This window comes from Bacillus sp. BC05(2025), from assembly GCF_056725905.1.
On sequence record NZ_JBWYRA010000009.1, the window covers coordinates 66,564 to 88,486 of the forward strand.

General features: G+C 36.1%; 24 protein-coding genes and 1 other annotated feature. Of the genes, 5 read left to right on the plus strand and 19 right to left on the minus strand.

Annotated features, from left to right (window positions below; translation table 11 throughout):
* Nucleotides 1–145 precede the first annotated feature (145 nt).
* From ACZ76X_RS22690 to ACZ76X_RS22700, 3 genes are read right to left on the minus strand one after another with little or no spacing between them, the layout of a single operon-like run.
* Nucleotides 146–1,015 (minus strand): YihY/virulence factor BrkB family protein, encoded by an 870-nt coding sequence (locus ACZ76X_RS22690; RefSeq protein WP_479851741.1) that lies wholly within the window; start codon nt 1,013–1,015, stop codon nt 146–148.
* 6 nt (nt 1,016–1,021) lie between these two features.
* Nucleotides 1,022–1,537, minus strand: a complete 516-nt coding sequence (locus ACZ76X_RS22695; protein ID WP_001085393.1) for a DUF4075 domain-containing protein — start codon at nt 1,535–1,537, stop codon at nt 1,022–1,024.
* 53 nt (nt 1,538–1,590) lie between these two features.
* Nucleotides 1,591–2,055 carry a low molecular weight protein-tyrosine-phosphatase gene (locus ACZ76X_RS22700; protein WP_375362427.1) on the minus strand — a complete coding sequence of 155 codons (465 nt, stop codon included), beginning with the start codon at nt 2,053–2,055 and terminating at the stop codon, nt 1,591–1,593.
* Nucleotides 2,056–2,228: 173 nt separating this feature from the next.
* Between ACZ76X_RS22700 and ACZ76X_RS22705 the strand changes: the two genes are divergently transcribed.
* Together ACZ76X_RS22705 and ACZ76X_RS22710 are read left to right on the plus strand one after the other, a co-directional pair.
* On the plus strand, nt 2,229–2,453 hold the full coding sequence (locus tag ACZ76X_RS22705) for a DUF1128 domain-containing protein (RefSeq protein WP_000366197.1): 225 nt from the start codon (nt 2,229–2,231) through the stop codon (nt 2,451–2,453).
* A 189-nt stretch (nt 2,454–2,642) separates the two neighbouring features.
* Nucleotides 2,643–5,309, plus strand: coding sequence for a cation-translocating P-type ATPase (locus ACZ76X_RS22710; RefSeq protein ID WP_479851742.1), 2,667 nt, complete (start codon nt 2,643–2,645; stop codon nt 5,307–5,309).
* A gap of 35 nt (nt 5,310–5,344) precedes the next feature.
* Here the strand turns inward: ACZ76X_RS22710 and ACZ76X_RS22715 are convergent, their stop codons facing one another.
* From ACZ76X_RS22715 to ACZ76X_RS22745, 7 genes are all read right to left on the minus strand, one after another.
* Nucleotides 5,345–6,427, minus strand: coding sequence for a toxic anion resistance protein (locus tag ACZ76X_RS22715; RefSeq protein ID WP_001064413.1), 1,083 nt, complete (start codon nt 6,425–6,427; stop codon nt 5,345–5,347).
* Nucleotides 6,428–6,445: 18 nt separating this feature from the next.
* On the minus strand, nt 6,446–8,077 hold the full coding sequence (locus ACZ76X_RS22720; RefSeq protein WP_479851743.1) for a YceG family protein: 1,632 nt from the start codon (nt 8,075–8,077) through the stop codon (nt 6,446–6,448).
* A gap of 107 nt (nt 8,078–8,184) precedes the next feature.
* Entirely contained in the window at nt 8,185–8,976 is a 792-nt protein-coding gene (locus ACZ76X_RS22725) for a TerC family protein (protein ID WP_000025694.1), read from the minus strand.
* A gap of 72 nt (nt 8,977–9,048) precedes the next feature.
* The gene (locus tag ACZ76X_RS22730) at nt 9,049–9,627 is read right to left on the minus strand and encodes a TerD family protein (protein ID WP_001007533.1); all 579 of its coding nucleotides are present in this window, start codon (nt 9,625–9,627) and stop codon (nt 9,049–9,051) included.
* 79 nt (nt 9,628–9,706) lie between these two features.
* Nucleotides 9,707–10,291 carry a TerD family protein gene (locus tag ACZ76X_RS22735; protein WP_000146722.1) on the minus strand — a complete coding sequence of 195 codons (585 nt, stop codon included), beginning with the start codon at nt 10,289–10,291 and terminating at the stop codon, nt 9,707–9,709.
* A 23-nt stretch (nt 10,292–10,314) separates the two neighbouring features.
* Nucleotides 10,315–10,911, minus strand: a complete 597-nt coding sequence (locus ACZ76X_RS22740; protein ID WP_479851744.1) for a TerD family protein — start codon at nt 10,909–10,911, stop codon at nt 10,315–10,317.
* A 128-nt stretch (nt 10,912–11,039) separates the two neighbouring features.
* Nucleotides 11,040–11,918 carry an ROK family protein gene (locus ACZ76X_RS22745; protein WP_479851745.1) on the minus strand — a complete coding sequence of 293 codons (879 nt, stop codon included), beginning with the start codon at nt 11,916–11,918 and terminating at the stop codon, nt 11,040–11,042.
* A 201-nt stretch (nt 11,919–12,119) separates the two neighbouring features.
* On the opposite strand from ACZ76X_RS22745, the gene ACZ76X_RS22750 reads away from it, so the two are divergent.
* Complete coding sequence (locus tag ACZ76X_RS22750; protein WP_479851746.1) at nt 12,120–13,037, plus strand: LPXTG cell wall anchor domain-containing protein; 918 nt, start codon at nt 12,120–12,122, stop codon at nt 13,035–13,037.
* Nucleotides 13,038–13,137: 100 nt separating this feature from the next.
* On the opposite strand, the gene proS is transcribed toward ACZ76X_RS22750, so the two are convergent.
* Together proS and ACZ76X_RS22760 are read right to left on the minus strand one after the other, a co-directional pair.
* Nucleotides 13,138–14,568, minus strand: coding sequence for a proline--tRNA ligase (gene proS / locus ACZ76X_RS22755; RefSeq protein WP_479851747.1), 1,431 nt, complete (start codon nt 14,566–14,568; stop codon nt 13,138–13,140).
* Between the two features lie 47 nt (nt 14,569–14,615).
* Nucleotides 14,616–14,822, minus strand: a binding site (T-box leader).
* 93 nt (nt 14,823–14,915) lie between these two features.
* Complete coding sequence (locus ACZ76X_RS22760; protein WP_479851748.1) at nt 14,916–15,209, minus strand: YesK-like family protein; 294 nt, start codon at nt 15,207–15,209, stop codon at nt 14,916–14,918.
* A 155-nt stretch (nt 15,210–15,364) separates the two neighbouring features.
* Between ACZ76X_RS22760 and ACZ76X_RS22765 the strand changes: the two genes are divergently transcribed.
* Both ACZ76X_RS22765 and ACZ76X_RS22770 read left to right on the plus strand, forming a co-directional pair.
* Nucleotides 15,365–16,678, plus strand: a complete 1,314-nt coding sequence (locus ACZ76X_RS22765) for an alkaline phosphatase family protein (protein WP_479851749.1) — start codon at nt 15,365–15,367, stop codon at nt 16,676–16,678.
* Nucleotides 16,679–16,786: 108 nt separating this feature from the next.
* Nucleotides 16,787–18,070, plus strand: a complete 1,284-nt coding sequence (locus ACZ76X_RS22770; RefSeq protein WP_479851750.1) for an MFS transporter — start codon at nt 16,787–16,789, stop codon at nt 18,068–18,070.
* A 73-nt stretch (nt 18,071–18,143) separates the two neighbouring features.
* On the opposite strand, the gene ACZ76X_RS22775 is transcribed toward ACZ76X_RS22770, so the two are convergent.
* From ACZ76X_RS22775 to ACZ76X_RS22805, 7 genes are all read right to left on the minus strand, one after another.
* The gene (locus ACZ76X_RS22775; protein WP_002078892.1) at nt 18,144–18,395 is read right to left on the minus strand and encodes a helix-turn-helix transcriptional regulator; all 252 of its coding nucleotides are present in this window, start codon (nt 18,393–18,395) and stop codon (nt 18,144–18,146) included.
* Between the two features lie 56 nt (nt 18,396–18,451).
* Complete coding sequence (locus ACZ76X_RS22780) at nt 18,452–19,684, minus strand: MFS transporter (protein ID WP_479851751.1); 1,233 nt, start codon at nt 19,682–19,684, stop codon at nt 18,452–18,454.
* 66 nt (nt 19,685–19,750) lie between these two features.
* On the minus strand, nt 19,751–20,332 hold the full coding sequence (locus tag ACZ76X_RS22785) for a TetR/AcrR family transcriptional regulator (RefSeq protein WP_001254436.1): 582 nt from the start codon (nt 20,330–20,332) through the stop codon (nt 19,751–19,753).
* An 80-nt stretch (nt 20,333–20,412) separates the two neighbouring features.
* Nucleotides 20,413–20,556, minus strand: a complete 144-nt coding sequence (locus tag ACZ76X_RS22790) for a hypothetical protein (protein ID WP_000817976.1) — start codon at nt 20,554–20,556, stop codon at nt 20,413–20,415.
* Between the two features lie 127 nt (nt 20,557–20,683).
* Nucleotides 20,684–20,938: a hypothetical protein gene (locus tag ACZ76X_RS22795; RefSeq protein WP_071729602.1), complete on the minus strand. Its 255-nt coding sequence runs from the start codon at nt 20,936–20,938 to the stop codon at nt 20,684–20,686.
* 13 nt (nt 20,939–20,951) lie between these two features.
* Nucleotides 20,952–21,266 carry a thioredoxin family protein gene (locus tag ACZ76X_RS22800; protein ID WP_479851752.1) on the minus strand — a complete coding sequence of 105 codons (315 nt, stop codon included), beginning with the start codon at nt 21,264–21,266 and terminating at the stop codon, nt 20,952–20,954.
* A gap of 10 nt (nt 21,267–21,276) precedes the next feature.
* Entirely contained in the window at nt 21,277–21,648 is a 372-nt protein-coding gene (locus tag ACZ76X_RS22805) for a DnaJ family domain-containing protein (protein ID WP_098668797.1), read from the minus strand.
* Nucleotides 21,649–21,923 lie beyond the last annotated feature (275 nt).

Below are 21,923 nucleotides of genomic sequence, written 5' to 3' on the forward strand. Positions count from 1 at the left end.
GCTATTATGCCCGTTCGCACTGCCACTCGTTTTATGCTTTGGATGCGAACTGCTCTTTTGTTTATTGTTATTTTTGTTGTTGTGATTCTTTTTATTATTACTCATGACATATCCCCCCTGTTCCCTATTATTATGGAACAAGAGCTCACTTTTCATTACGGGAATTATTGTCACTCGTCCTATAATGATGGAGTAAACCATTAATTTCACCGCCAAGTAAAATTACCCATCCAGTCAAGTAAAACCATAACATTAAAATAATAATACCACCGAGACCACCATATGTATTGGCGTAATTCGCAAACTTATCTACATAATAAGCAAATGAGTACGATACCACAATCCATCCTACAGTAGCAAATGTTGCTCCTGAAATAACTTCTCTTCTTTTTAGCTTTCGATCTGGTGCAAATGTATATATAAAACTAAACAATGCAAATAGCACGAAGAAACTCGCTACTAACCGCATAATACTCCACACGTAAGAAAAACTATCCGATAACCCAATTGCTTTAAATACCGCTGCTCCAATGACTTGTCCAAACACCGGAACAATTAGCGCAAACACAATCATAAAGATAATCGCTAATGTAAACACAATTGATAAAGCTCTCGTTTTAATAAAGGAACGTGTTTCTGTTACATCATACGCACGATTAAAAGCATTCATAACCGCATTCACCCCGTTTGAAGCAAACCATAGCATTGATAATAAACCAAATGATAATAAACCACCATTTTGCTCATTTACAACTTTATCAACGTTTACTTCAATTAAAGACATTGCATCTTCGGGTACGTACGGTTCTAATAAGTTGAGCACACTTTCTGTTTGAAGGTCAATGAATCCAAGAAGCGTAATTAAGAAAACAAGCCCAGGAAAAATCGCAAGCAAGAAGAAATAAGCGAGCTGTGCTGCCAAGCCCGCTACATCATCGCGCATCGTCCGGTCATACAAATCTTTACCAAACGAATAAGTACGATTTCTTCTCACCTTTTCTAAAATTTTTCTCATATATGTTTAAACGCTTTTCTTCTCTTCTTTATCTTGCTTCAACTCAATGTACGCTTCAGTTTTTTTTTCCTCTACATTAGAGTCTTTCATAAATAGTTCACGCGCTTCTTTCATACCGCCATCTTCAGCAACTACTGGCTCTTCTTCTGCTTTCAGTTCATCTACTTTTGGAGATACAGCTTGAATTTCAATCGTTTCTGGCTTCTCTGCTGGCTCAACTTTTTTCTTACTAAAAATTTCTTTCGTTTCTTTTAACGTCTCTACAACAGATGGCGTCAATTTTTTAATTTCTGCAACTTTCGCTTTCACTACATTTAAATCAGCAAGTTCGCGTCCTTTATCTGTAACAGTTTGCACTTTTTCTTTGATCTTTGCATTTTCACCAATTTCAATCATTTTAGTTTTTGCTTTTTCTGCAGTATTTTTTACTTTTTCACGGTTTTCTTTCTTCAGCATAGATACAGCTACACCTGCAGCTACACCAATCGCAATGTTTCGAGCAATATTATTTTTCTTTGCCATATTCCTTCACCCTTTCATTTCTTATGTTAGAAAGTATTTCTTTCTAAGCTTCCTCATATTCCTTGTTCATTTCGAATGAAAGCTAATAGCTTTGCACACCCTTCTGTTACAAGGTCATATACTTCTTGGAAATTCCCTGTATAGTAAGGGTCGGGAACGTCTGTCCAGCCACCGTCTGGAACAAAATCGGACAGCCTACCAATATAGCCTCCAGTTTTACCTAAACTTTTTAAATCTGCTATATTCTTGTTGTCCATGGCAATAATATAATCAAACTTTGTTAAGTCTTCTTTTTCTACTTGCCTTGCTTTAATTCCTTCAAAAGTGACTGCATTTTCTTTTAAAATTTTTTGTGTTCCTTTATGTGGCAGATGGCCAACATGCCAATCTCCAGTTCCTGCAGAATCAATGACAATTTTCTCTTCGAGTCCCTCTTTTACGACAAGATCTCGAAAAATCGCTTCTGCCATCGGAGAACGGCAAATGTTCCCAAGACAAACAAACAATACTTGAACCATATTTTGTTTCTTCCCTTCTTGGTGCATTTCTTTATATATACTTATAGTATAAACAACCAATTATTAAATATAAAGGAAATCCCTACTAATTTAATAGGATTGAAAAGATTCATTAACGAAAATGATAAAAAATGTTAAGATAACCTTATGTTATTTTAAAGGGGGACACTTCGGTGGATTTATCCGTAAAGTCAGAAGAAAACGTTGAATATATGGTCGAAGCTATTAAAGAAAAATTACGTATGGTTAATGCTGGAGCGATGAGAGCTGCTAGCTTTAATGAAGAAATGTACGAAGACTTACGTGACATTTATGAGCATGTTATGAAACGTGAAACATTCAGCATTAGTGAAATGCAAGCTATTACAGAAGAATTAGGTACATTAATTAAAAAGTAAAAAGCCTCCTTATGAGGCTCTTTTTTATTTCCAACAAATTCATGACAACTCTTCTCTTTCCCTCAACCAACTGTAAAATATTGTACAATAGAAGTAGAACCTCACCTTAGATTTTTTTCTCCATACATACTACTCACAAATAATAGCAACACTACCATTGCTAACTGTTTTTACTGGAGGTGCTTACTTATGAGCAATTGGTACAGTAAGACGAAAAATCAAACATTAATTGACTTAGAAACAAACGAACAACACGGTTTGACAGATGAAGTTGTAAATGAGCGTTTAAAGCAATACGGCTTTAATGAATTAGCCACAAAACAAAAACGCACTTTATGGCAGCGTATTTTCGCCCAAATTAATGACGTCCTCGTATATGTCCTTATTATTGCTGCCCTTATTTCAGCCTTTGTAGGTGAATGGGCTGATGCAAGTATTATCGCGCTCGTTGTAGTCTTAAACGCTGTTATTGGCGTCGTCCAAGAATCAAAAGCAGAACAAGCTTTAGAGGCATTGAAAAAGATGGCGACACCTAAAGCTATCGTCAAGCGCAATGGTGAACTAAAAGAAATTCCATCTGAGCACGTCGTTCCAGGTGATATCGTTATGCTCGATGCCGGACGATATATCCCATGCGATTTACGCCTAATCGAAACCGCAAATTTAAAAGTTGAAGAATCTGCTCTAACTGGTGAATCTGTCCCTGTTGATAAAGATGCAATCTACCACCCTTCCATGCAAAGTGATGAACAAGTACCACTTGGCGATCAAAAAAATATGGCCTTTATGTCTACTCTTGTAACATACGGAAGAGGCGTCGGTGTTGCTGTTGAAACTGGTATGAAATCACAAATTGGTAAGATTGCAACCCTTTTACATGAAGCAGACGATGATATGACACCACTTCAAAAAAGCTTAGCACAAGTCGGAAAATATTTAGGATTTGTCGCTGTAGCGATTTGTATCGTTATGTTTCTCATCGGCTTTTTCCAAGGCCGGGATACGTTAGAAATGTTTATGACCGCTATTAGTTTAGCCGTTGCAGCCATTCCAGAAGGCTTGCCAGCTATCGTTTCCATCGTTCTTGCAATTGGTGTGCAGCGCATGATTAAACAAAACGTTATTATTCGGAAACTACCAGCTGTTGAAGCTCTCGGTTCTGTCACAATCATTTGTTCAGATAAAACAGGTACGTTAACGCAAAATAAAATGACCGTTACTCACTTTTATAGCGATAACACATATGATCATTTAGAAAATTTAAATGCAAATAATGATGCGCAACGTCTATTGTTAGAAAATATGGTGCTATGTAACGATGCATCTTACAATAACGAATCACAAACCGGAGACCCGACTGAAATTGCTCTTCTCGTTGCTGGAAGCACTTTTAACATGCAAAAAGATCATTTAGAAAAGATACATGAGCGCGTTAACGAGATGCCTTTCGATTCAGATCGTAAAATGATGTCAACCGTGCATACATACGATGACAGCTATTATAGCATGACGAAAGGTGCTATCGATAAGCTCTTACCTAGATGTACCCACATATTTAAAAACGGTAAAATAGAGGATCTAACAGAGGCTGATCAAAATCAAATATTAGAAGCTGCTGGGGCAATGTCTCGAGAAGCTTTAAGAGTGCTTTCATTCGCATTTAAACAATACAATTCAAGCAATGTGAATATAGATCATCTCGAAGAAAACCTCATCTTTATTGGTCTTGTCGGTATGATTGATCCACCGCGAACTGAAGTAAAAGATTCCATTACAGAATGTAAAAAAGCCGGTATTCGCACAGTTATGATTACTGGAGATCATAAAGATACCGCCTTTGCGATTGCCAAAGAACTTGGTATTGCTGAAGAAATATCTGAAATTATGATTGGAACTGAATTAGATAACATTTCAGATACAGAACTAGCAAGCAAAATTAATCACTTACATGTATTCGCCAGAGTCTCTCCAGAGCATAAAGTGAAAATTGTAAAGGCATTACGCGCGAAAGGAAATATTGTTTCTATGACTGGTGATGGCGTCAATGACGCTCCATCTTTAAAACAAGCAGATGTTGGTGTAGCGATGGGTATTACAGGAACAGACGTTGCAAAAGGGGCTGCGGATGTTGTGTTAACAGACGATAATTTCTCATCTATTGTGAAGGCTGTTGAGGAAGGTAGAAATATTTATCGTAACATAAAAAAATCAATCCTCTTTCTACTCTCTTGTAACTTCGGAGAAATTATCGCTTTATTTTTAGCCATTTTACTCGGCTGGGCAACACCACTACGACCTATTCACATTTTGTGGGTGAATTTAATTACGGATACACTTCCTGCATTATCACTTGGGGTTGATCCTGAAGATCCAGATGTGATGAAGGAAAAACCACGGGATGCGAAAGAAAGTTTATTTAGTGGTAGCGTTCCTTTTCTTATTTTCAATGGGGCTGTCATTGGACTATTAACGCTAATAGCCTTTATCGTCGGAGCAAAATTCTATACCGGAGATACAAATTTATTCCCTCTTTTCCCAGAACGAATTGATGAAGATGCTCTATTACACGCTCAAACGATGGCATTTGTCGTTCTTAGTTTTTCTCAGCTCGTTCATTCATTTAACTTGCGTTCAAGAACGAAATCCATTTTTTCAATTGGGGTATTTACAAATAAATATTTAGTCTTCTCTCTTCTTATCGGTATTTTAATGCAAGTTTGTATCATCTCTATCCCACCTCTTGCAAATATATTCGGTGTGCATGCATTAACGATGCGAGATTGGGGATTTGTTCTCTTATTAAGTATCATTCCACTTGTTGTGAATGAGATTATTAAATTAGTGAAGAGAAACTAAAAGGCAATGAGGACTCTTCCTCATTGCCTTTTCATTTACCCTTGTAATTCTTTTTTAATGTTCTCAGTTAATGTAGCCATACGTTTGCGGCTTTCTTCACGCTCACGTTTATTTTGTTCTTCAATTTGTTGTGTTTCTTGCATACCTCTTGAAATAATGTTCCAAGTTTCCTCAAGCGTTTCCATCTTAATACTAGAAGAACCTGATAATCTTGCCACTTCCACACTTTGCGTTGCGATATTTTGTGCATTTTTCTTAAGTAATTCATTTGTACGGCGATCCAGTTCAGCCATGGAATCTGCAACAAGCTTTTGACGCTTCGCATTTACCGCTTGAATGATACCATTTTTAAAGATAGGAATCGTCGTAATAAATGCTGTATTGATTTTACCAATTAATTTATTATTACCACGTTGAATCATACGAATTTGTGGCGCTGTAAGTAACGCAACCATACGTGCTTTTTCTAAATCATCAATACGCTGTTCTAAAATTTCAACAGAGTTTTTAAGAGACTCTAATTCAATACCTGCTAATTGGTCATTGTTACGTACACGCTCTTCATACATTGGAACTAGCTCTGTATTTAAACGCTCTAATAACATTTCCCCTGCTACTACATATTTTTCTAAGTCTAAGTAATATTTTAAGTTTTGCTCGTATAAACCGTCTAACGTACCAATTGATTTCTTCATTTCATCTTGATACTTCGTAATTTCCACATACACTTTATCAATTTCACGGCCCATCGTTTGATACTTGCTAAAGATTTGTTCAATCATTTTATCCGCTTTTTTGAACATACGTGAGAAGAAACCACTTTTCTCTTCCGCAAAGTCTTTGCTATCAAATCGGTCCATAATTTTACCAAGTTGTTTTAATAATTCACCCGAATCTTCTATTTTTGATAATGACATTGTATGTAAAATTTGATCAGCGAAACGTGAAATTTCCATAGACGGTTCTTTTCCAAGTTCGATTAATTCTAATTGATCTTTAATATCTACCGCATTATAAATACGTTGTACATCTGCATCTTGTCTAAGCTGCAAGCGAACATCTTGTGCTGTTTGCTCATTTAATTCTGTTTTCGAATCTAGTACGACTGGGTTATTCATATGGTATTCTCCCTTTCCTTATAAAAATGGACGAAATAGTCCTTTTATTGTTTGTGATAAATTTTTATAGGCTGATGAACCATGAAACTCAAGATCGAAATTAACTTCTTCAAGCCAATGTGAATCAAATGCCTCCGCTTCAATATACGGTTCAATGTCGTTTCTTCCTGTTGGATTGAAGTGGAATACATCTACTCCTATTTGATTTAAAAATAGTAATAAAACAGCATCAGAACGAGTCAATTCTCCACTCTTCTCATTATTAAATATAACAATTTTTGGTACATCTTGTGAATAATCAAATTTCTCAAGCTGCTCTAAAATATTCGGTGGTATTTGAGAAAGTTGTGCAAAAACATATAGCGCTACATCTTGTTTCGTCTCTTTTGCAATTGGTTTACACATTTCACTTTCACACGTATGGATGATTGCCTCTGCAATACCATGTTGTAATCCTTCTGGCAATCGTTTATGCGGCCACCAATGACTATTCATAATTAAATCTGGATGTAATTTCCCCCCGCGGTCTAACGCGTCTCGGTAATGATATTGGAAATTTGCTTTTTGTTCTTTCGTAAACGGGAATGTATTAATTAATAAACTATTATCAAATGATGTAACAGCCTTTAATCGTTGAAAATATTCTTTATCATTTTTTGAAACACCTGATATTTTCGCAAATAAAGAAGGAATATAAATGTGTTTATTTTCAACAAAGAATGTCGGGCGTACGAACGCCTTTTCCTTCGTAATTAAAAAGAGTTCATCGTATGTTGTTTTTAATGTACGAGCTACAGGCGTATAGGAACGAAATTGCCACGGCTTGTACAGCAGTGAATTATCGTGGTGAAGTACTTGCTCAATTTCTTTTGAAGCTTGATACGCTACTGTTGCCACACGCTCGCGACGGCGGTCTGGAAATGGTTCAAGAGAAATGCGACCTGGATGAGACACAATAAAAGTTCTTCCTTCTTCATCAACATTCTCAAATCCATCTTTTCCTTCTGGATGATAATAAAGTACATCGCAGCCGAGCATAATAAGAAAATATAAGAAATATATACGGCTTTCCTGTGCATTACCGTACCAAACGATACGCGGCATTTGTTTCCTATAGTTAATCGTAGAGAACCACTTCGCTACGTAATTTTCGCTTAATTTAATCATGTCGATTAAGAAACGACGGAAGCCTTCTGTCTTTAAAGATTGATTATGTTGTTTCTCATATAATTTCAATACAGAAATAAATGTTGTATGTATATAATGTTGTAAATCAGGATTGTCTACTTTCGGCAAAAGTTGTTTCCCAGATAAGTGTGCCACTAGCCTATTTACTGTCAGACCATTCGGTGCTTCTTGATGTAATCCGAACACTTCTTGAATGTGACGAAGTTTTTCCGAATCAATCACTTTGTTTAAATTTTGTTCATGTAAAACTTCGATCCCTTTCGCTTCACTATAATCAAACAGTTCATTAAAATATTCATCTACATCATTAGGAACGCCAAGGATTCGACATGCTATATAACTAAATTTCATCTCATTCTCTGTCAGCTCATATTGTGGACGTTTTTCTAAAATTGTTTCAAATTGCTTTAAATCTGATTCATCCTTTAATGCATATGGTTGAAGTGTAAAACGTGAAAACACAACAGTTCACCTCCAAAAACATTTACTTTTTCTAAGTCTTTCTTCTATTATAAACTATTTTTGGTTATAAAAAATGGGCGCTCGTAAAACGAGCAAACCCATTTCAATTATTTATTGTCTTCTTTAGTAGCTGCAACTTCTTCTTTAGCTTGTCCAGAATTCTTCATGTAGTGAAGTATAAATGTTGCTCCAAATGCTACAACTAAAATAATGAAGAACACTGTATGGCTTATTTCAATATGAATAACAGACAATAACATTTTTGCTGCGATAATTAAGATTAAAATATATGCTGTCGTTTCAAGTTCTGGAATACGCTCTAACAACTTTAAAAATACACCAGCAATACCACGCATCATTAAAATACCGAGCATTCCACCTAATAATAGAATCCAAACTTCATTTGATACACCAAATGCAGCAAGTACGCTATCTACAGAGAATGCGATATCCATTAATTCAACCATCGCAACTGTTCCCCAGAAGACACCAAACATTCTGAAGAGAATACTGTTTTGGTTCATACCATGAGCTTCCTCTTCTTCTGCATTACCTTTTCGTTTATCAATGAAGTATTTAACTGAAAGCCATGCTAAGTAAAGTGCACCTAACACTTTTACCCATGCTAATTTAATTAAGAACATTCCAATTCCAATTGCGATAAATCGAAATACATAAGCTCCAATAAGTCCATAGAATAATGCTTTTTTACGTTTTTCTTCCGGAAGGTGTTTTACCATTACCGCTAATACAAGTGCGTTATCAGCAGATAACAATCCTTCAAGTACAACAAGTGTACCTATTAATCCCCAAGATACTGGATCCTGCAACACTTTAATCCACATGTCCAAGTCGAAAAACTGAGCATACGTATCAAGGATTCCTTGCAAAATACTCATCTTACCTTTATCCCCTATTCTTTGCTAGATTTATAGAAAGGTCAAAAAAAGGAAACGAATATCGTTTCCTTCCTATGCATCCAAGCCATACGCTCTTACAAGCGCACCTAAGCCACCTTGGAATCCGCTTCCTACTGCATTAAACTTCCACTGTCCATTATGACGGTATAATTCACAAAAGACAACTGCTGTTTCGATGGAGAAATCTTCCCCTAAATCAAAACGAAGAACTTCTTCATTCGTTTCTTCATTCGCTAAACGAACGAACGCATTTCCTACTTGTCCAAAGTTTTGACTACGGCCTTCTGCATCATAAATTGTAACTGTAATAGCAATTTTGTGCACATCTGCTGGAACTTTCTTTAAGTCCACAACAAGTTGCTCATCGTCACCTTCACCTTCACCTGTGCGGTTATCTCCTGTATGTAAAACAGATCCACAAGGAGACTGTAAATTATTATAGAAGATAAAATCAGTTTCCTTTGTACATTTTCCGTTCGCATCTAATAGGAATGCTGATGCATCTAAATCGAAATCTGATCCACCGTCGTAAGATTTAATATCCCAGCCAAGACCAATTACCGCTTTTGTTAAACCAGGACTCGTCTTACCTAAATCAATCTTTTGTCCTTTTTGTAACTGAATAGCCATTTATATTCACCTCTATATTTTAATCTTAAAGAATATATCCATCCGTAAATATATATTTACGGATGGATATACAACTCTATTACTCTACGTCTAAACCAAAGTTATTACATAGAGACGCTAATCCACCTTGGAATCCACTTCCGATTGCATTGAACTTCCAGTCACCTGCATGGCGGTATAGTTCACCTACTACAACAGCTGTTTCAATAGAGAAATCTTCTCCTAAATCGTAACGAATTAACTCTGCATTCTTTTCTTCATCTAAAATACGTACGAAAGAGTTAGAAACTTGACCAAAGTTTTGGCTACGACCTTCTCCATCGTAAATTGTAATTGTGAAACAAATACGTTCGATATGTGCAGGTACATTTTTCAAATCTACTTTGATAGATTCATCATCGCCTTCACCTTCGCCAGTTCGATTATCCCCTAAATGCTCTACAGCACCATTCGCACCTTTTGGGTTATTATAGAAAACGAAATCCTCTGCTCCTGAAACTTTACCGTTCGCACCTACTAAGAAAATACTAACATCTAAATCAAAATCAGCTTGTCCATCATAACGATTTGTATCCCAACCAAGTCCTACAAGAACTTTTGAAAGACCTGGATTCGTTTTTGTTAAGTCTACCTTTTGTCCTTTTTTCAATGAAATTGATGCCATACACAATTCCTCCTCGGTTTATTTTATTGATAACGTGATACAATCTCACTTAAGTTTTTATCTTGTGTGCCTTCCCCAACAGCTGAAAACTTCCATTCACTTCCGTGGCGATACATTTCCCCTGCAATTAGAGTCGTTTTGCCAGCATAATTATCCGATAAATTATAGCGTGCGAATTCTTCACCAGTTTGCGGGTTTTGAATACGAATATATGCATTACGAATCATCCCGAAATCTTGACGACGATTTACACAGTCATAAATATTTACAACGAATACTAAACGATTAATACGGCTTGGAACTTTATGTAATTCTACGAAAATTGTTTCGTCATCACCAGCGCCTTCACCTGTTAAATTATCTCCTGAATGAATCATACTACCACAAGTAGAAAGCTTGTTTCCGAAGTAAACTAAATCGTTTTTATTTAAAAAACGATCCCCTTCTAACATAACAACAGATGCATCACAATCTACATTTGGTTTACTTCCAAATAATGAAGACAGAAACCCACCTGATTGCCCAATTGGATCCCAGCCTAAGCCAACCTGTAGTTTTGCTACTTTTGGTTGTCCTTTCGTTAAATCGATCTTTTGACCTTTTTCTAAAATAATAGGCATGAAGTTTCTTCCTTTCTACAAAGCATTTTCCAAGGCGGAAAATATTGTATTCTTCCCTTATATTGTAGCATTATTTACCTAGTGATAAAAAGGATAAATTCTCAGTTATATGAAAACATTCATATAATTTACTTATGATGATGTAAGAAGTGGTAAATAGAACCAATCATTCCTGCACAATTACCGTTTTGTGCAAGTTCAATCTCACAATTACTATAAATCTCCTTATCTAAATATTTTTCTACCTCTTCTTTTACTTCTTTTAAGAACTGATTTCCCCTATCAGTAATTCCTCCACCTATAACAATCACTTCTGGATTAAAAATATAAGCAAGGTTACTAATTCCAATCGCTAAATGTTTAAAGAAAACCTCAACTGCTTGGGTAACTTCCCTATCACCTTTATCATACAGTTCGAAAATCTTTTTTCCATTCCAATCGCTTTCACCTTTATATTTTCGCACAAGACGAATTAACCCTGAAATGGAAGCGACCTCTTCAAACGGCTTTCCTTCTATTAACATATTTCCCCATTCACCAGCACTAAACGAATGCCCTCTATATAACTCTCCATCTATAAAAATTGCTCCTCCAATACCAGTTCCAAGAGTAAGCATAATAAAGTTTCTTTTTCGGTTTCCAATACTTTTCCATTTCTCTCCCAAAGCTGCACAATTCACATCATTTTCAATGGACACAGGAACTTGTAATACTTCTTGCAATCTATCAATAATAGGAATAGTTGCGTAGTTCCGAATATGCTCCACTCCTCCCGTTACAACCCCTTTATGAATATTAACAATTCCCGCAGTACTAATACCAATTCCCGAAACCGTATGTTCATTCATCAATTGTTTGGATAGAAGAATAAGTTTTTGAATGATTTGTTCCCCGCCCAAATGAATTTCTGTTGAAACTGTTTTATGCTTTAGTACTACTCCCGTTTCTGAAACAATTCCATATTTAATTTGTGTACCACCAATATCAAATGCAATATATTCTTTCATCTGCTGTCACTTCCTCTACTGTAATGAGTGTAAAGTTCCCCAAATCTACTATTATAAAGAATTTACACTAACCCTTTTCTCTCTTCATAAATACACCACCTTTTTCTATATATAGTTTTTTTTGCATAAAACTCTTTTTCCTATGAAATATTACAAAGGGATGTATTTTAGATGGAATATTAATTTCTTAGGAGGAAAACAATGACGAAAATCTTCATTTTAGCATCAACACTCTCTTTATCTTTTTTTAGTGGTTTAAATATCGGTAATGCAGCAACGGAAAACTTCTCTCCAGCAACAAACGCAATTGTACAAAATAACGATCATTTAGCAGAAGGTAACTCAAAAGATAATAATAAACCACCAGGAAACAATGGTTCTCAGGACGATAGTGGTTCTGACGGAAGTGGTTCCGGTGGCAATGGCTCTGATGGCAGTGATCAAGGTGGCAACGGCTCGGGCGGCAATGGCTCAGGTGGCAACGGTTCTAGCGGCAATGGCTCTGATGGCAGTGATCAAGGTGACAACGGTTCTAGCGGCAATGGCTCAGGTGGCAATGGCTCGGGTGGCAATGGCTCGGGTGGCAATGGCTCAGGTGGCAATGGCTCGGGTGGCAATGGCTCAGGTGGCAATGGCTCAGGTGGCAATGGCTCAGGTGGCAATGGCTCAGGTGGCAATGGCTCAGGTGGCAATGGCTCAGGTGGCAACGGTTCTAGCGGCAATGGCTCTGATGGCAGTGATCAAGGTGGCAACGGCTCGGGCGGTAATGGCTCGGGTAGTAATGGCTCTGATGGCAGTGGTCAAGGTGGCAACGGCTCGGGCGGCAACGGCTCGGGTAGTAATGGCTCTGATGGCAGTGGTCAAGGTGGCAACGGCTCGGGCGGCAACGGCTCGGGCGGCAACGGTTCCCAAGATGGTAATGGCTCTGATGGCAGTGGTCAAGGTGGCAACGGCTCGGGCGGCAACGGTTCCCAAGATGGTAATGTAAAAGATAATGCGAAAAAACAAGGCGATAAGTTACCTAATACAGCAACACATTATCCTGCATCTATGTTAACGGGGCTTTCAACATTCCTAATCGGTATGTTACTATTTATTCGCCGTAAAAATGCAAAATAAAACACTTCCTTCCATCTAAAAAATACATGAAATAAATCGTAAAAATGAAAAAGGACTTTGGACAACCCAAAGTCCTTTTTATCACCTATCAGAAAGAATATTAATACGCTTTTCCCCAATACACCATTTGTTTAGCTTCTTTACCACAACAAATACATTCGTCAGCTAAACGCTCTTGCTCAAAAGGCATACATCGAGAAGATACTCCAACTTCTTCTTTTAGTTTCTCTTCACAAGCTAATTCTCCGCACCACATTGCCTTAATAAATCCTTGTTTTTCATCAGCTACTTTTTTCATCTCTTCGAAATTCGTCGCACTATACGTATTCTCATCGCGGAATACTTTCGCCTTATTAAATAAAGAATGATGAATTTCCTCAAGTAGTGCTGGAATACGTTCTTCTAATTGGTCCATTGATATAAATTCTTTTTCTTTCGTATCTCTTCTTACAAGTACAACTTGATTCTTTTCAATATCTTTAGGACCAACTTCTAATCGAATTGGAATGCCCTTCATTTCATACTCATTAAATTTCCAGCCTGGTGTTTTATTACTAGCATCTATTTTTACGCGCGCAACCTTTTGAATATGTCCTTGTAACTCTGTTGCTTTCGCTAAAACTCCTTCTTTATGCTGAGCAATCGGTACGATAACAACTTGCACCGGTGCGACTTTAGGAGGCATTACAAGACCATTATTATCACTATGAACCATAATAAGTCCACCTATCATTCTTGTTGATACTCCCCAAGATGTTTGGTGTACATATTGCCACTTACCGTTACGATCTAAAAATTTAATATCAAATGCTTCAGAGAAATTCGTTCCAAAGTTATGGGATGTTCCTGTTTGAAGTGCTTTTCCATCATGCATTAAGCTTTCAATTGTATAAGTTGCCTTTGCGCCTGCAAATTTTTCTTTTTCTGTTTTTTGTCCTTTAATTACCGGTATCGCTAAGTAATCTTCACAGAAAGAAGCGTATAGATTTAAAATATTTAATGTTTCAGCTTGCGATTCTTCTGCCGTTTCATGAATTGTATGACCCTCTTGCCATAAGAATTCCGTTGTACGAAGGAATGGTCTCGTTGTCTTTTCCCAACGAACTACTGAACACCACTGATTATATAACTTTGGCAAATCATTATACGATTGCACAATTTTTGAAAAATGCTCACAGAATAAAGTTTCAGATGTAGGGCGTATACAAAGTCTCTCCGCTAACTTTTCATCCCCGCCATGCGTCACCCATGCTACTTCAGGAGCGAATCCTTCTACATGATCCTTCTCCTTTTGCAATAAACTCTCTGGAATAAACATTGGCATATACACATTTTCATGACCAGTTGCTTTTAACTTCTCATCCATCACTTTCTGCATATTTTCCCATAAGGCATAGCCGTACGGGCGTAGAATCATACATCCTTTTACACTTGAATAATCAACAAGTTCTGCTTTTTTTACAATATCTGTGTACCACTGTGCAAAGTCCTCTTCCATCTTCGTAATCGCTTGTACTTGTTCTTTTGCCATAGTCAGTCTTCCTCCTTCTAGAAAATACAAAAAAGCCCGCGTCCCTAAATAGGGACCGAGCTTCGCCGGCGTTACCACCCTGATTCATGCACAAAAATTGCGCATGCTCTCTTTTTGATAACGGGAAATTCCCGCTGCATATGCAGAACGCAAAGGTAGGTTCCATATCTCCTTTTTAAGAATCTTTCAGCCGGTTGGATTCTCTCTCTGCTAAAAAGGTTGAACATGTACTAATCCTTTTTCATCGTTATAACGAAATAAATTTGTTGATTATCATAATACAAATTCTTTTTTAAAACAATAGCTAATTTTCTCATTTTTATATATTCTTTTCGTTTTTTTCAGTTTTATACGTAGCTTTTTCTCGTGATTTTTAAAAGTTGATGTGCAATCATACCGATAAGTGTGCCAAGTAAAACGAAGAAACCAACAAATCCATATCCCATTCCTTCCCATCCACCAATCACCATCATTGAAATCGGAAAGGATGCTAAGCAAAGAAGTATTAAACTAAGTGCAAATATAATATCAAACTGCTTGTCTGGAAACTGTTTCTTTAATAAATACGAAATAGCAAATACAAGGATAATCGTAATTCCACCAATGATGTAAAAGATACCAAATCCATCTAGCCACTCCATTGTTTTTCCTCCTTCCATTCATTCCCTTATACTTAATTATATGTTTAATTTTTCTGAAAATAAACAATAAATTTTCACCTTAAAATTATATTTTTATCACCAGGTATTAATAGTAATATATAAGAATATATTTTATATAATCAGGAGGGAATTTTATGGATAAAGCATTAACAAACCGTGTCATTATTTTATCTTTCGATTGCTTATCAGCTTTAGATTTTCCTATATTACAAAAACTACCTAATTTCCAAACATTAATAAATAAGGGCGCGACTGTAACAAAAGTGGAACCTATTTATCCTTCTGTAACATACCCAAGTCACTCAACAATCGTTACTGGAAACTATCCTAATAAACATGGCGTAGTTAGCAATACATTACTTCAACCTGGACGTGAGTCACCAGATTGGCATTGGTACCGAAAATCTATTAAAGGAACAACGTTATACGATGAAGCACGTAAAGCAAATTTAACGACAGCCGCCCTTCTATGGCCTGTTACTGGCAGGGCAAATATTAATTATAATTTGCCTGAAATTTTTCCAAATAGACCGTGGCAAAATCAAGTGTTAGTTTCATTATTTAGTGGTAGCCCACTATACCAATTAGAATTGAATCACCGCTTTGGCCATATACGAAATGGCCTGTCACAACCTGAACTCGATGATTTCGTACTTGCTTCTGCTGTGCATACAATCCAAACGAAGAAGCCGAATATCATGTTTGTACATTTCACAGATTTAGACACCCAAAGACACTATCACGGCTTTGAATCAAAAGAAACGATAGCTGCAATTTATAGACACGATGAACGGCTAGGAAAAATTATTCAAGCTTTAAAAGACAGTGATCTATACGAAGAAAGTACAATTATCGCTCTTGGTGACCATAGCGCTTTAAGTGAAAACAAAGCCATTCAATTAAATGTACTATTTCATCAAAAAGGGCTTATATCTATAAATTCAAAAGGAAAATTAGTAGACTGGAAGGCCTATTGTCAAAGTTGTGATGGATCTGCCTATGTATATGTGAAAGATAAGAACGATACTGATACCATTCGAGACGTACAACTACTACTTGAAGAACTACTTCAAAATAAACAAAATGGAATTGAATTTATACTTCATGATGAATCTGCAAAAGACTGCGGTGCCGATGGTAATTGTTTATTTATGTTGGAAGCGCGAGAAGGATATTATTTCACTGAAAACTATACAGGAGATTTTATAAAAGAGATTACAAAAAAAGACGTTATGCCTAGTAAAAAATATACATTTGGTACACATGGATACTCCCCAACAAAACCTAACTATGAAACAATTTTTATCGCTGCTGGGAAAGGGATAAAAAGCGGCGTTACTATCCCGTATATGAGACTTATTGATGAAGGTCCAACGATCGCGAGACTACTCGGTTTACACTTAGGTGAAACAGACGGGTCCATTGTAGAGGATTTACTCCAATTGTAAAGAACTGTTTATATATGTAAAAGTTATGTAAAAATCATCACTGTTTCTCTTTTTATAATTTTTATTTTTGTAGACTGTTAGTAGAACAAATTTAAGGGGGAACACTATATGAAAAAAATGTCCAGACAAGAAAAAAGCTGGATATTATACGATTGGGCGAACTCCGTATATTCGCTCATCATTACAACTGCATTATTCCCAATTTACTTTAAGGCAGCTGCAAAAGAAGCTGGGCTATCTGGTGCAACTTCAACAGCATATTGGGGATATGCAAACTCGTTCGCTACACTTTTAATTTCTATACTTGCCCCTATTCTCGGCACAGTTGCTGATTATAAAGGATTTAAAAAACGATTTTTCACATTCTTCTTTGGACTTGGCATTGTATTTACAAGTATGCTAGCAGTCGTCCCAGCATCTCAGTGGTACTTATTGCTAGGGTGCTATATGCTCGCATTAATCGGTTTTGCTGGAGCAAACATTTTTTATGATGCATTTTTAGTAGATGTTACCTCTGAAGATAGAATGGATCGAATTTCTACGCGAGGTTTCGCACTGGGCTATATTGGGAGTACTATTCCTTTCATCGGTTGTATCGCTCTTATTATTCTTGCTCAAAAAGGAACGATCCCTTTATCTGTTGGCATTGCTAGTCAAATTTCATTTGCGATAACAGCTCTTTGGTGGGGGTTATTTACAATTCCAATGCTAAAAAACGTAGAGCAAACACACTATATTGAACGTCACCCTAGACCAATCACAATGAGCTTCAAACGCCTTGCTGATACTTTTAAAAATATTAAAGAATATAAAACTGTATTCATGTTCCTAATCGCTTACTTTTTCTATATTGATGGGGTCGATACAATTATTACTATGTCCACCGCTTACGGAACAGATCTTGGTATTAGTGCAACGAATCTATTAATCATCTTATTCGTCACACAAATTGTAGCTTGTCCATTCGCTTTATTATACGGAAAATTATCAGAAACATTTACAGGTAAAAAGATGCTATATGTCGGTATTATTATTTATATCATTATCTGCACATATGCTTATTTCTTAAAAACGACACTCGATTTCTGGATTTTAGCAATGTTAGTTGCCACTTCTCAGGGGGGGATTCAAGCACTTAGCCGTTCCTATTTTGCAAAACTAGTACCTAAAGAATCGGCAAATGAATTCTTCGGATTTTATAACATATTTGGCAAGTTTGCCGCAATTATGGGTCCAGTATTAGTCGGTGTCACAACGCAATTAACAGGAAAAACAAACGCTGGTGTCCTTAGCATTATTGTACTGTTCCTTATCGGGGGATTCTTACTAACTAGAGTTCCAGAAAATCATACATCCGTTACACCACCTAATCCAAAGACTAAAACACTATAAGAAAAAGATCCTCTTCACATAAGAAGAGGATCTTTTCTATACTTTTATTAATAACGTCCCACAATGAAAGACGCTACATCTTATACAAAAATAGTTTATCAACAGTTGTTCCTAATACTTCCGCTAAACGAAAAGCTAATGCTAAGCTTGGATCATATTTATTATTCTCAATTGCATTTATCGTTTGTCTTGAAACTTTACATTTATCAGCTAATGCACCTTGTGAAATATTATTTTCAGTGCGTAATTCATAAATTTGATTTTTCACATCTTTTCTCCTAACATGTAAAATCGTTTTTACAACATTAGTATATAATCGGTACATTTCATTGTCAAAAGACTACCACAAAAAAAGGGAGCAATTTTGCTCCCTTACAATAGTTATTTCGAGGCTAACGAACTTGTTAGTTCCTCTTTATTCTCGACATCTTCTTTATTTATTTGCATGCGTAGAACCGGTCCTATAGCAAATAAAATAAGGGCCATCGCTATACAAAATACAGTAACTAGTGAGGTCATCTCCTTCAATCCTCCAGCTAGTGAAGTTCCAATTAACATTGCCCCCATAAACAGTGGCAGGATTGTTCCATTTACTCTTCCAACCATATTTTCTGGTACAAGTTGAATCATAAGCGTACCGACAACGATATTAACACATGCTAAACAAATACCTGTTCCAAATCTCATAAAACTAGTAATCCAAAATGATGTAGATATCCCTTCTACTAAAAATGACATCGCTAATATGCTCATACCGAATATAAACATCTTTTTCGGATTCACTTTTGAAGCGAAAACTGCAGCAACAATACCACCGATTAACATACCTATCCCATCAGCTGCGGCTAAATATTGAACTGCTTCCTTTTCCATTCCAAGCCGTTCTATTACAAGAAACACTTCTAATGGATTCGTTAGTCCAACAGCTAAGCCCATAATGGTGAAAGTGATCGTAATCATACGTAAATTTTTTGTATGAAGAACGTATTTCCAACCTTCTTTTATATCATTTTTTAATGAATCCCTCGCCATTTGCTCTTTTTCAACCCATTTTGGTAAGAACGAAAGGGCGATAGCAGATAACAAAAATAAAATGATTAAACTATATAGTGACGTAAATAAACCAAGTTGTGTATACACAAGCGATCCTACCACTGGTCCAAAAATCAGAAATAATGACTGTAATGTTTGGTTAAATGCAATCGCATTTGCTACCTGTTCCTCTTTTACGTAGCGCTTAAATATACGAGAAGATGATGGCTGAGAAAACTGACCTACAATCGCGGAAATGAGTGTTGCAAAAAATATAGCCTGCCAATAATCTAGCTTTAACAACAAGACAATTCCTATAATAGACAGTACGCTTAATACATCTCCAGCAACCATCGTTCTTTTCGGGTTCCAGCGATCAGCTAGTGCACCACCGATAAACGAGAAAATAAAAATAGGTGCATATTCCATAACCGATAACAACGAAACTGAAACTGGATCATTATTCGTTCGCTCCATTATGAAATATAAAAGAGCCATATTTCTGATCCAAATTGCAAATTGTTGTAAAATATCAGATGCCATAACGAGCATAAATGCTCGGTTTTTAAATAAAGCGTTCATTTTCATTCCCCTTCCATAAACCGACCGTTCGGTCTAATTTATTTTGTAAGAAAAGCAACCGACTTATTATTCAGCTGCCATTCCCTTTAACAATACATCTATTGCCTTTTTATAAATACGTTGTAGCTCTTTATAATCTAACTCGTAGTAAAGTACTCCAAGCCCCGATAATAATCCATTCACAATATACATAAGGTCGCGCGTATTATCTTCACGAAACTCTCCAGACTGTATGCCTGCTTCAATTAGTTTCTCAAACATAACATATGACTCTCTAGTTAAAGCCAATAGTTCATCCAAAATCTCTTTACTTACAACTTGGCTCATAGAGAATTCCTCTATTGCATTTGAAATGGGTTGCTGTATGTCCTCTACATGATATTCCGCGAGACCATATAGTTTTTCAGTATTCGTACTATACAACTTCTCTTTTTCATTCCATTTTTCAAGCCAATCATACGTATGCTGTTTTACTACAAATAAAAATAATTCTTCTTTACTTTTAAAGTGATAATAAATGCTTCCTTTACTTCTCTCTGTAATTTCACAAATTTCTTCCATAGATGTAGCTGCATAGCCCTTCTGCGAAAACAGACTTTCTGCTTTATATGCAATTTCTTTCTTTATTTCTTCTGCGCTTCTTCTCATATTTACACCTCTTTAAACCGACCGTTCAGTCTAATAATAACAAATTAAAAACCTCTATCGCAAGAGGCTATATTCCTTATTTAAGAAAATGTACTTTCAAACCACGTTCGAATCATATGTATTATTCCAATTTTAAATCCTAATTTAACAAGAAATACACCTCCCGCAGCTAATAAAAACAACATTACTTTTCCCTTGTTTTTCACTTTCGGTTCCCTTTTCATTTCCATTCCCCTTAGTACGTTAAAGATATGTAATCAAACGTTTGTTTAACTGTTTTTATGCATATGTAAGCCAACTAATCAAACGTTTGTTTTAAAAAGAAATACGCCTATATAAGGCGCATTTTCATCAATCACCGCCACCTCCGCCTCCATCGCAGCTCCCTCCGCTATCTCCACCGAAAGATCCTCCGCAATCATGTGAGCCTCCATCGTGCGAGCTATCATTATCAGATCCAGCAAAGAAAAATAATGGTGATGAATTGTTAGATGAATTATGAATGTTATTTTGTTTCGTAAGATTTACCTTCTTTTTGTTCGATCGAACTGCTGTTACAATTATTCCAACTACAACAAATAATAGTATGAAAATAATAAATTCCATATAAAAACCTCCCTTAATCTTCGAATAATTGAATAGTTCTCTCTAAATTTTCAAGTGAAATAAAACGAGATTCACGAAGGATCTCTTTTCCATTATAAAATAATAAAACTGTTGGTCCTGTAAATACTGCATATCGCCCTGCAATTTCTTGCATGTCTTGTAGTAATATTTCTACTTTCTCTACGTAATCATAATTCTCTAATACACCATTTACTTTTCTTAGCATAACATCACAGACACCACAATTTTCCGTTTTAATAAAGAGCAGTACTAATTGTTGTCTTTCAATATATGTTGCTAATTCTTCTATCGTTTCAAATGTATTCATCTTATCCCTCTTAACGTAATTTACGAAATACCTTATCTTGATACATACGAAAAGCCGAACTATCTTTAATTTTTCTCTTTTCCATTACCTGCTGAAAACGCAGCGTTTTTGCTGTTAACTCTTCTTGTAATTTTTTTCTCTCCGCTTCATCATAACAGCACGCAATTAAGTCTTCTATTTTTAATATATCTTTTTGTAGTTCCATTTCTGGCGGAATCATGCCCGCATTTTTTAAAATTTTATAACTCATTCTCAGTTCTGGAGGTACCGTTGAAAGGTCTTCTAATTGTAGTGGTTTTCCTTTTCCCGGAATATGATCAAGGTCTCCATTCCGTATTGCTTGTCGAATTTTTTCTTCAGCAATGTTCAAAAAGACATCCACACCATTCGCTCCTTTACATATTTTTACTATTATTTTACATGATATTTTCTCATCTCGCTACGCTATTACAAATTGATTTCATACAATTTTTTCTCAAATTTAATTCCAAGAAGCCTTTTCTTCCCTAATCAATATTTTATTTTCATGTGTAATCCGTATTAGAGCCACTTCATATTGAGAAAGTCTTTTTGAATCCAATAAAGCGTTTACACAAAATCTTACATTTGCTACGATTTAATCATCCCCAGCTCCCTTGTATAGACTTCGTGATGTCT

Excerpts from the sequence above, each read along its gene's own strand:
- ACZ76X_RS22690 (WP_479851741.1), bottom strand. The coding sequence starts at position 1,015 with ATGAGAAAAATTTTAGAAAAGGTGAGAAGAAATCGTACTTATTCGTTT.
- ACZ76X_RS22695 (WP_001085393.1), bottom strand. The coding sequence starts at position 1,537 with ATGGCAAAGAAAAATAATATTGCTCGAAACATTGCGATTGGTGTAGCT.
- ACZ76X_RS22700 (WP_375362427.1), bottom strand. The coding sequence starts at position 2,055 with ATGGTTCAAGTATTGTTTGTTTGTCTTGGGAACATTTGCCGTTCTCCG.
- ACZ76X_RS22710 (WP_479851742.1), top strand. The coding sequence starts at position 2,643 with ATGAGCAATTGGTACAGTAAGACGAAAAATCAAACATTAATTGACTTA.
- ACZ76X_RS22715 (WP_001064413.1), bottom strand. The coding sequence starts at position 6,427 with ATGAATAACCCAGTCGTACTAGATTCGAAAACAGAATTAAATGAGCAA.
- ACZ76X_RS22725 (WP_000025694.1), bottom strand. The coding sequence starts at position 8,976 with ATGAGTATTTTGCAAGGAATCCTTGATACGTATGCTCAGTTTTTCGAC.
- ACZ76X_RS22730 (WP_001007533.1), bottom strand. The coding sequence starts at position 9,627 with ATGGCTATTCAGTTACAAAAAGGACAAAAGATTGATTTAGGTAAGACG.
- ACZ76X_RS22735 (WP_000146722.1), bottom strand. The coding sequence starts at position 10,291 with ATGGCATCAATTTCATTGAAAAAAGGACAAAAGGTAGACTTAACAAAA.
- ACZ76X_RS22740 (WP_479851744.1), bottom strand. The coding sequence starts at position 10,911 with ATGCCTATTATTTTAGAAAAAGGTCAAAAGATCGATTTAACGAAAGGA.
- ACZ76X_RS22745 (WP_479851745.1), bottom strand. The coding sequence starts at position 11,918 with ATGAAAGAATATATTGCATTTGATATTGGTGGTACACAAATTAAATAT.
- ACZ76X_RS22750 (WP_479851746.1), top strand. The coding sequence starts at position 12,120 with ATGACGAAAATCTTCATTTTAGCATCAACACTCTCTTTATCTTTTTTT.
- proS (WP_479851747.1), bottom strand. The coding sequence starts at position 14,568 with ATGGCAAAAGAACAAGTACAAGCGATTACGAAGATGGAAGAGGACTTT.
- ACZ76X_RS22760 (WP_479851748.1), bottom strand. The coding sequence starts at position 15,209 with ATGGAGTGGCTAGATGGATTTGGTATCTTTTACATCATTGGTGGAATT.
- ACZ76X_RS22765 (WP_479851749.1), top strand. The coding sequence starts at position 15,365 with ATGGATAAAGCATTAACAAACCGTGTCATTATTTTATCTTTCGATTGC.
- ACZ76X_RS22770 (WP_479851750.1), top strand. The coding sequence starts at position 16,787 with ATGAAAAAAATGTCCAGACAAGAAAAAAGCTGGATATTATACGATTGG.
- ACZ76X_RS22775 (WP_002078892.1), bottom strand. The coding sequence starts at position 18,395 with ATGTACCGATTATATACTAATGTTGTAAAAACGATTTTACATGTTAGG.
- ACZ76X_RS22780 (WP_479851751.1), bottom strand. The coding sequence starts at position 19,684 with ATGAACGCTTTATTTAAAAACCGAGCATTTATGCTCGTTATGGCATCT.
- ACZ76X_RS22785 (WP_001254436.1), bottom strand. The coding sequence starts at position 20,332 with ATGAGAAGAAGCGCAGAAGAAATAAAGAAAGAAATTGCATATAAAGCA.
- ACZ76X_RS22790 (WP_000817976.1), bottom strand. The coding sequence starts at position 20,556 with ATGAAAAGGGAACCGAAAGTGAAAAACAAGGGAAAAGTAATGTTGTTT.
- ACZ76X_RS22795 (WP_071729602.1), bottom strand. The coding sequence starts at position 20,938 with ATGGAATTTATTATTTTCATACTATTATTTGTTGTAGTTGGAATAATT.
- ACZ76X_RS22800 (WP_479851752.1), bottom strand. The coding sequence starts at position 21,266 with ATGAATACATTTGAAACGATAGAAGAATTAGCAACATATATTGAAAGA.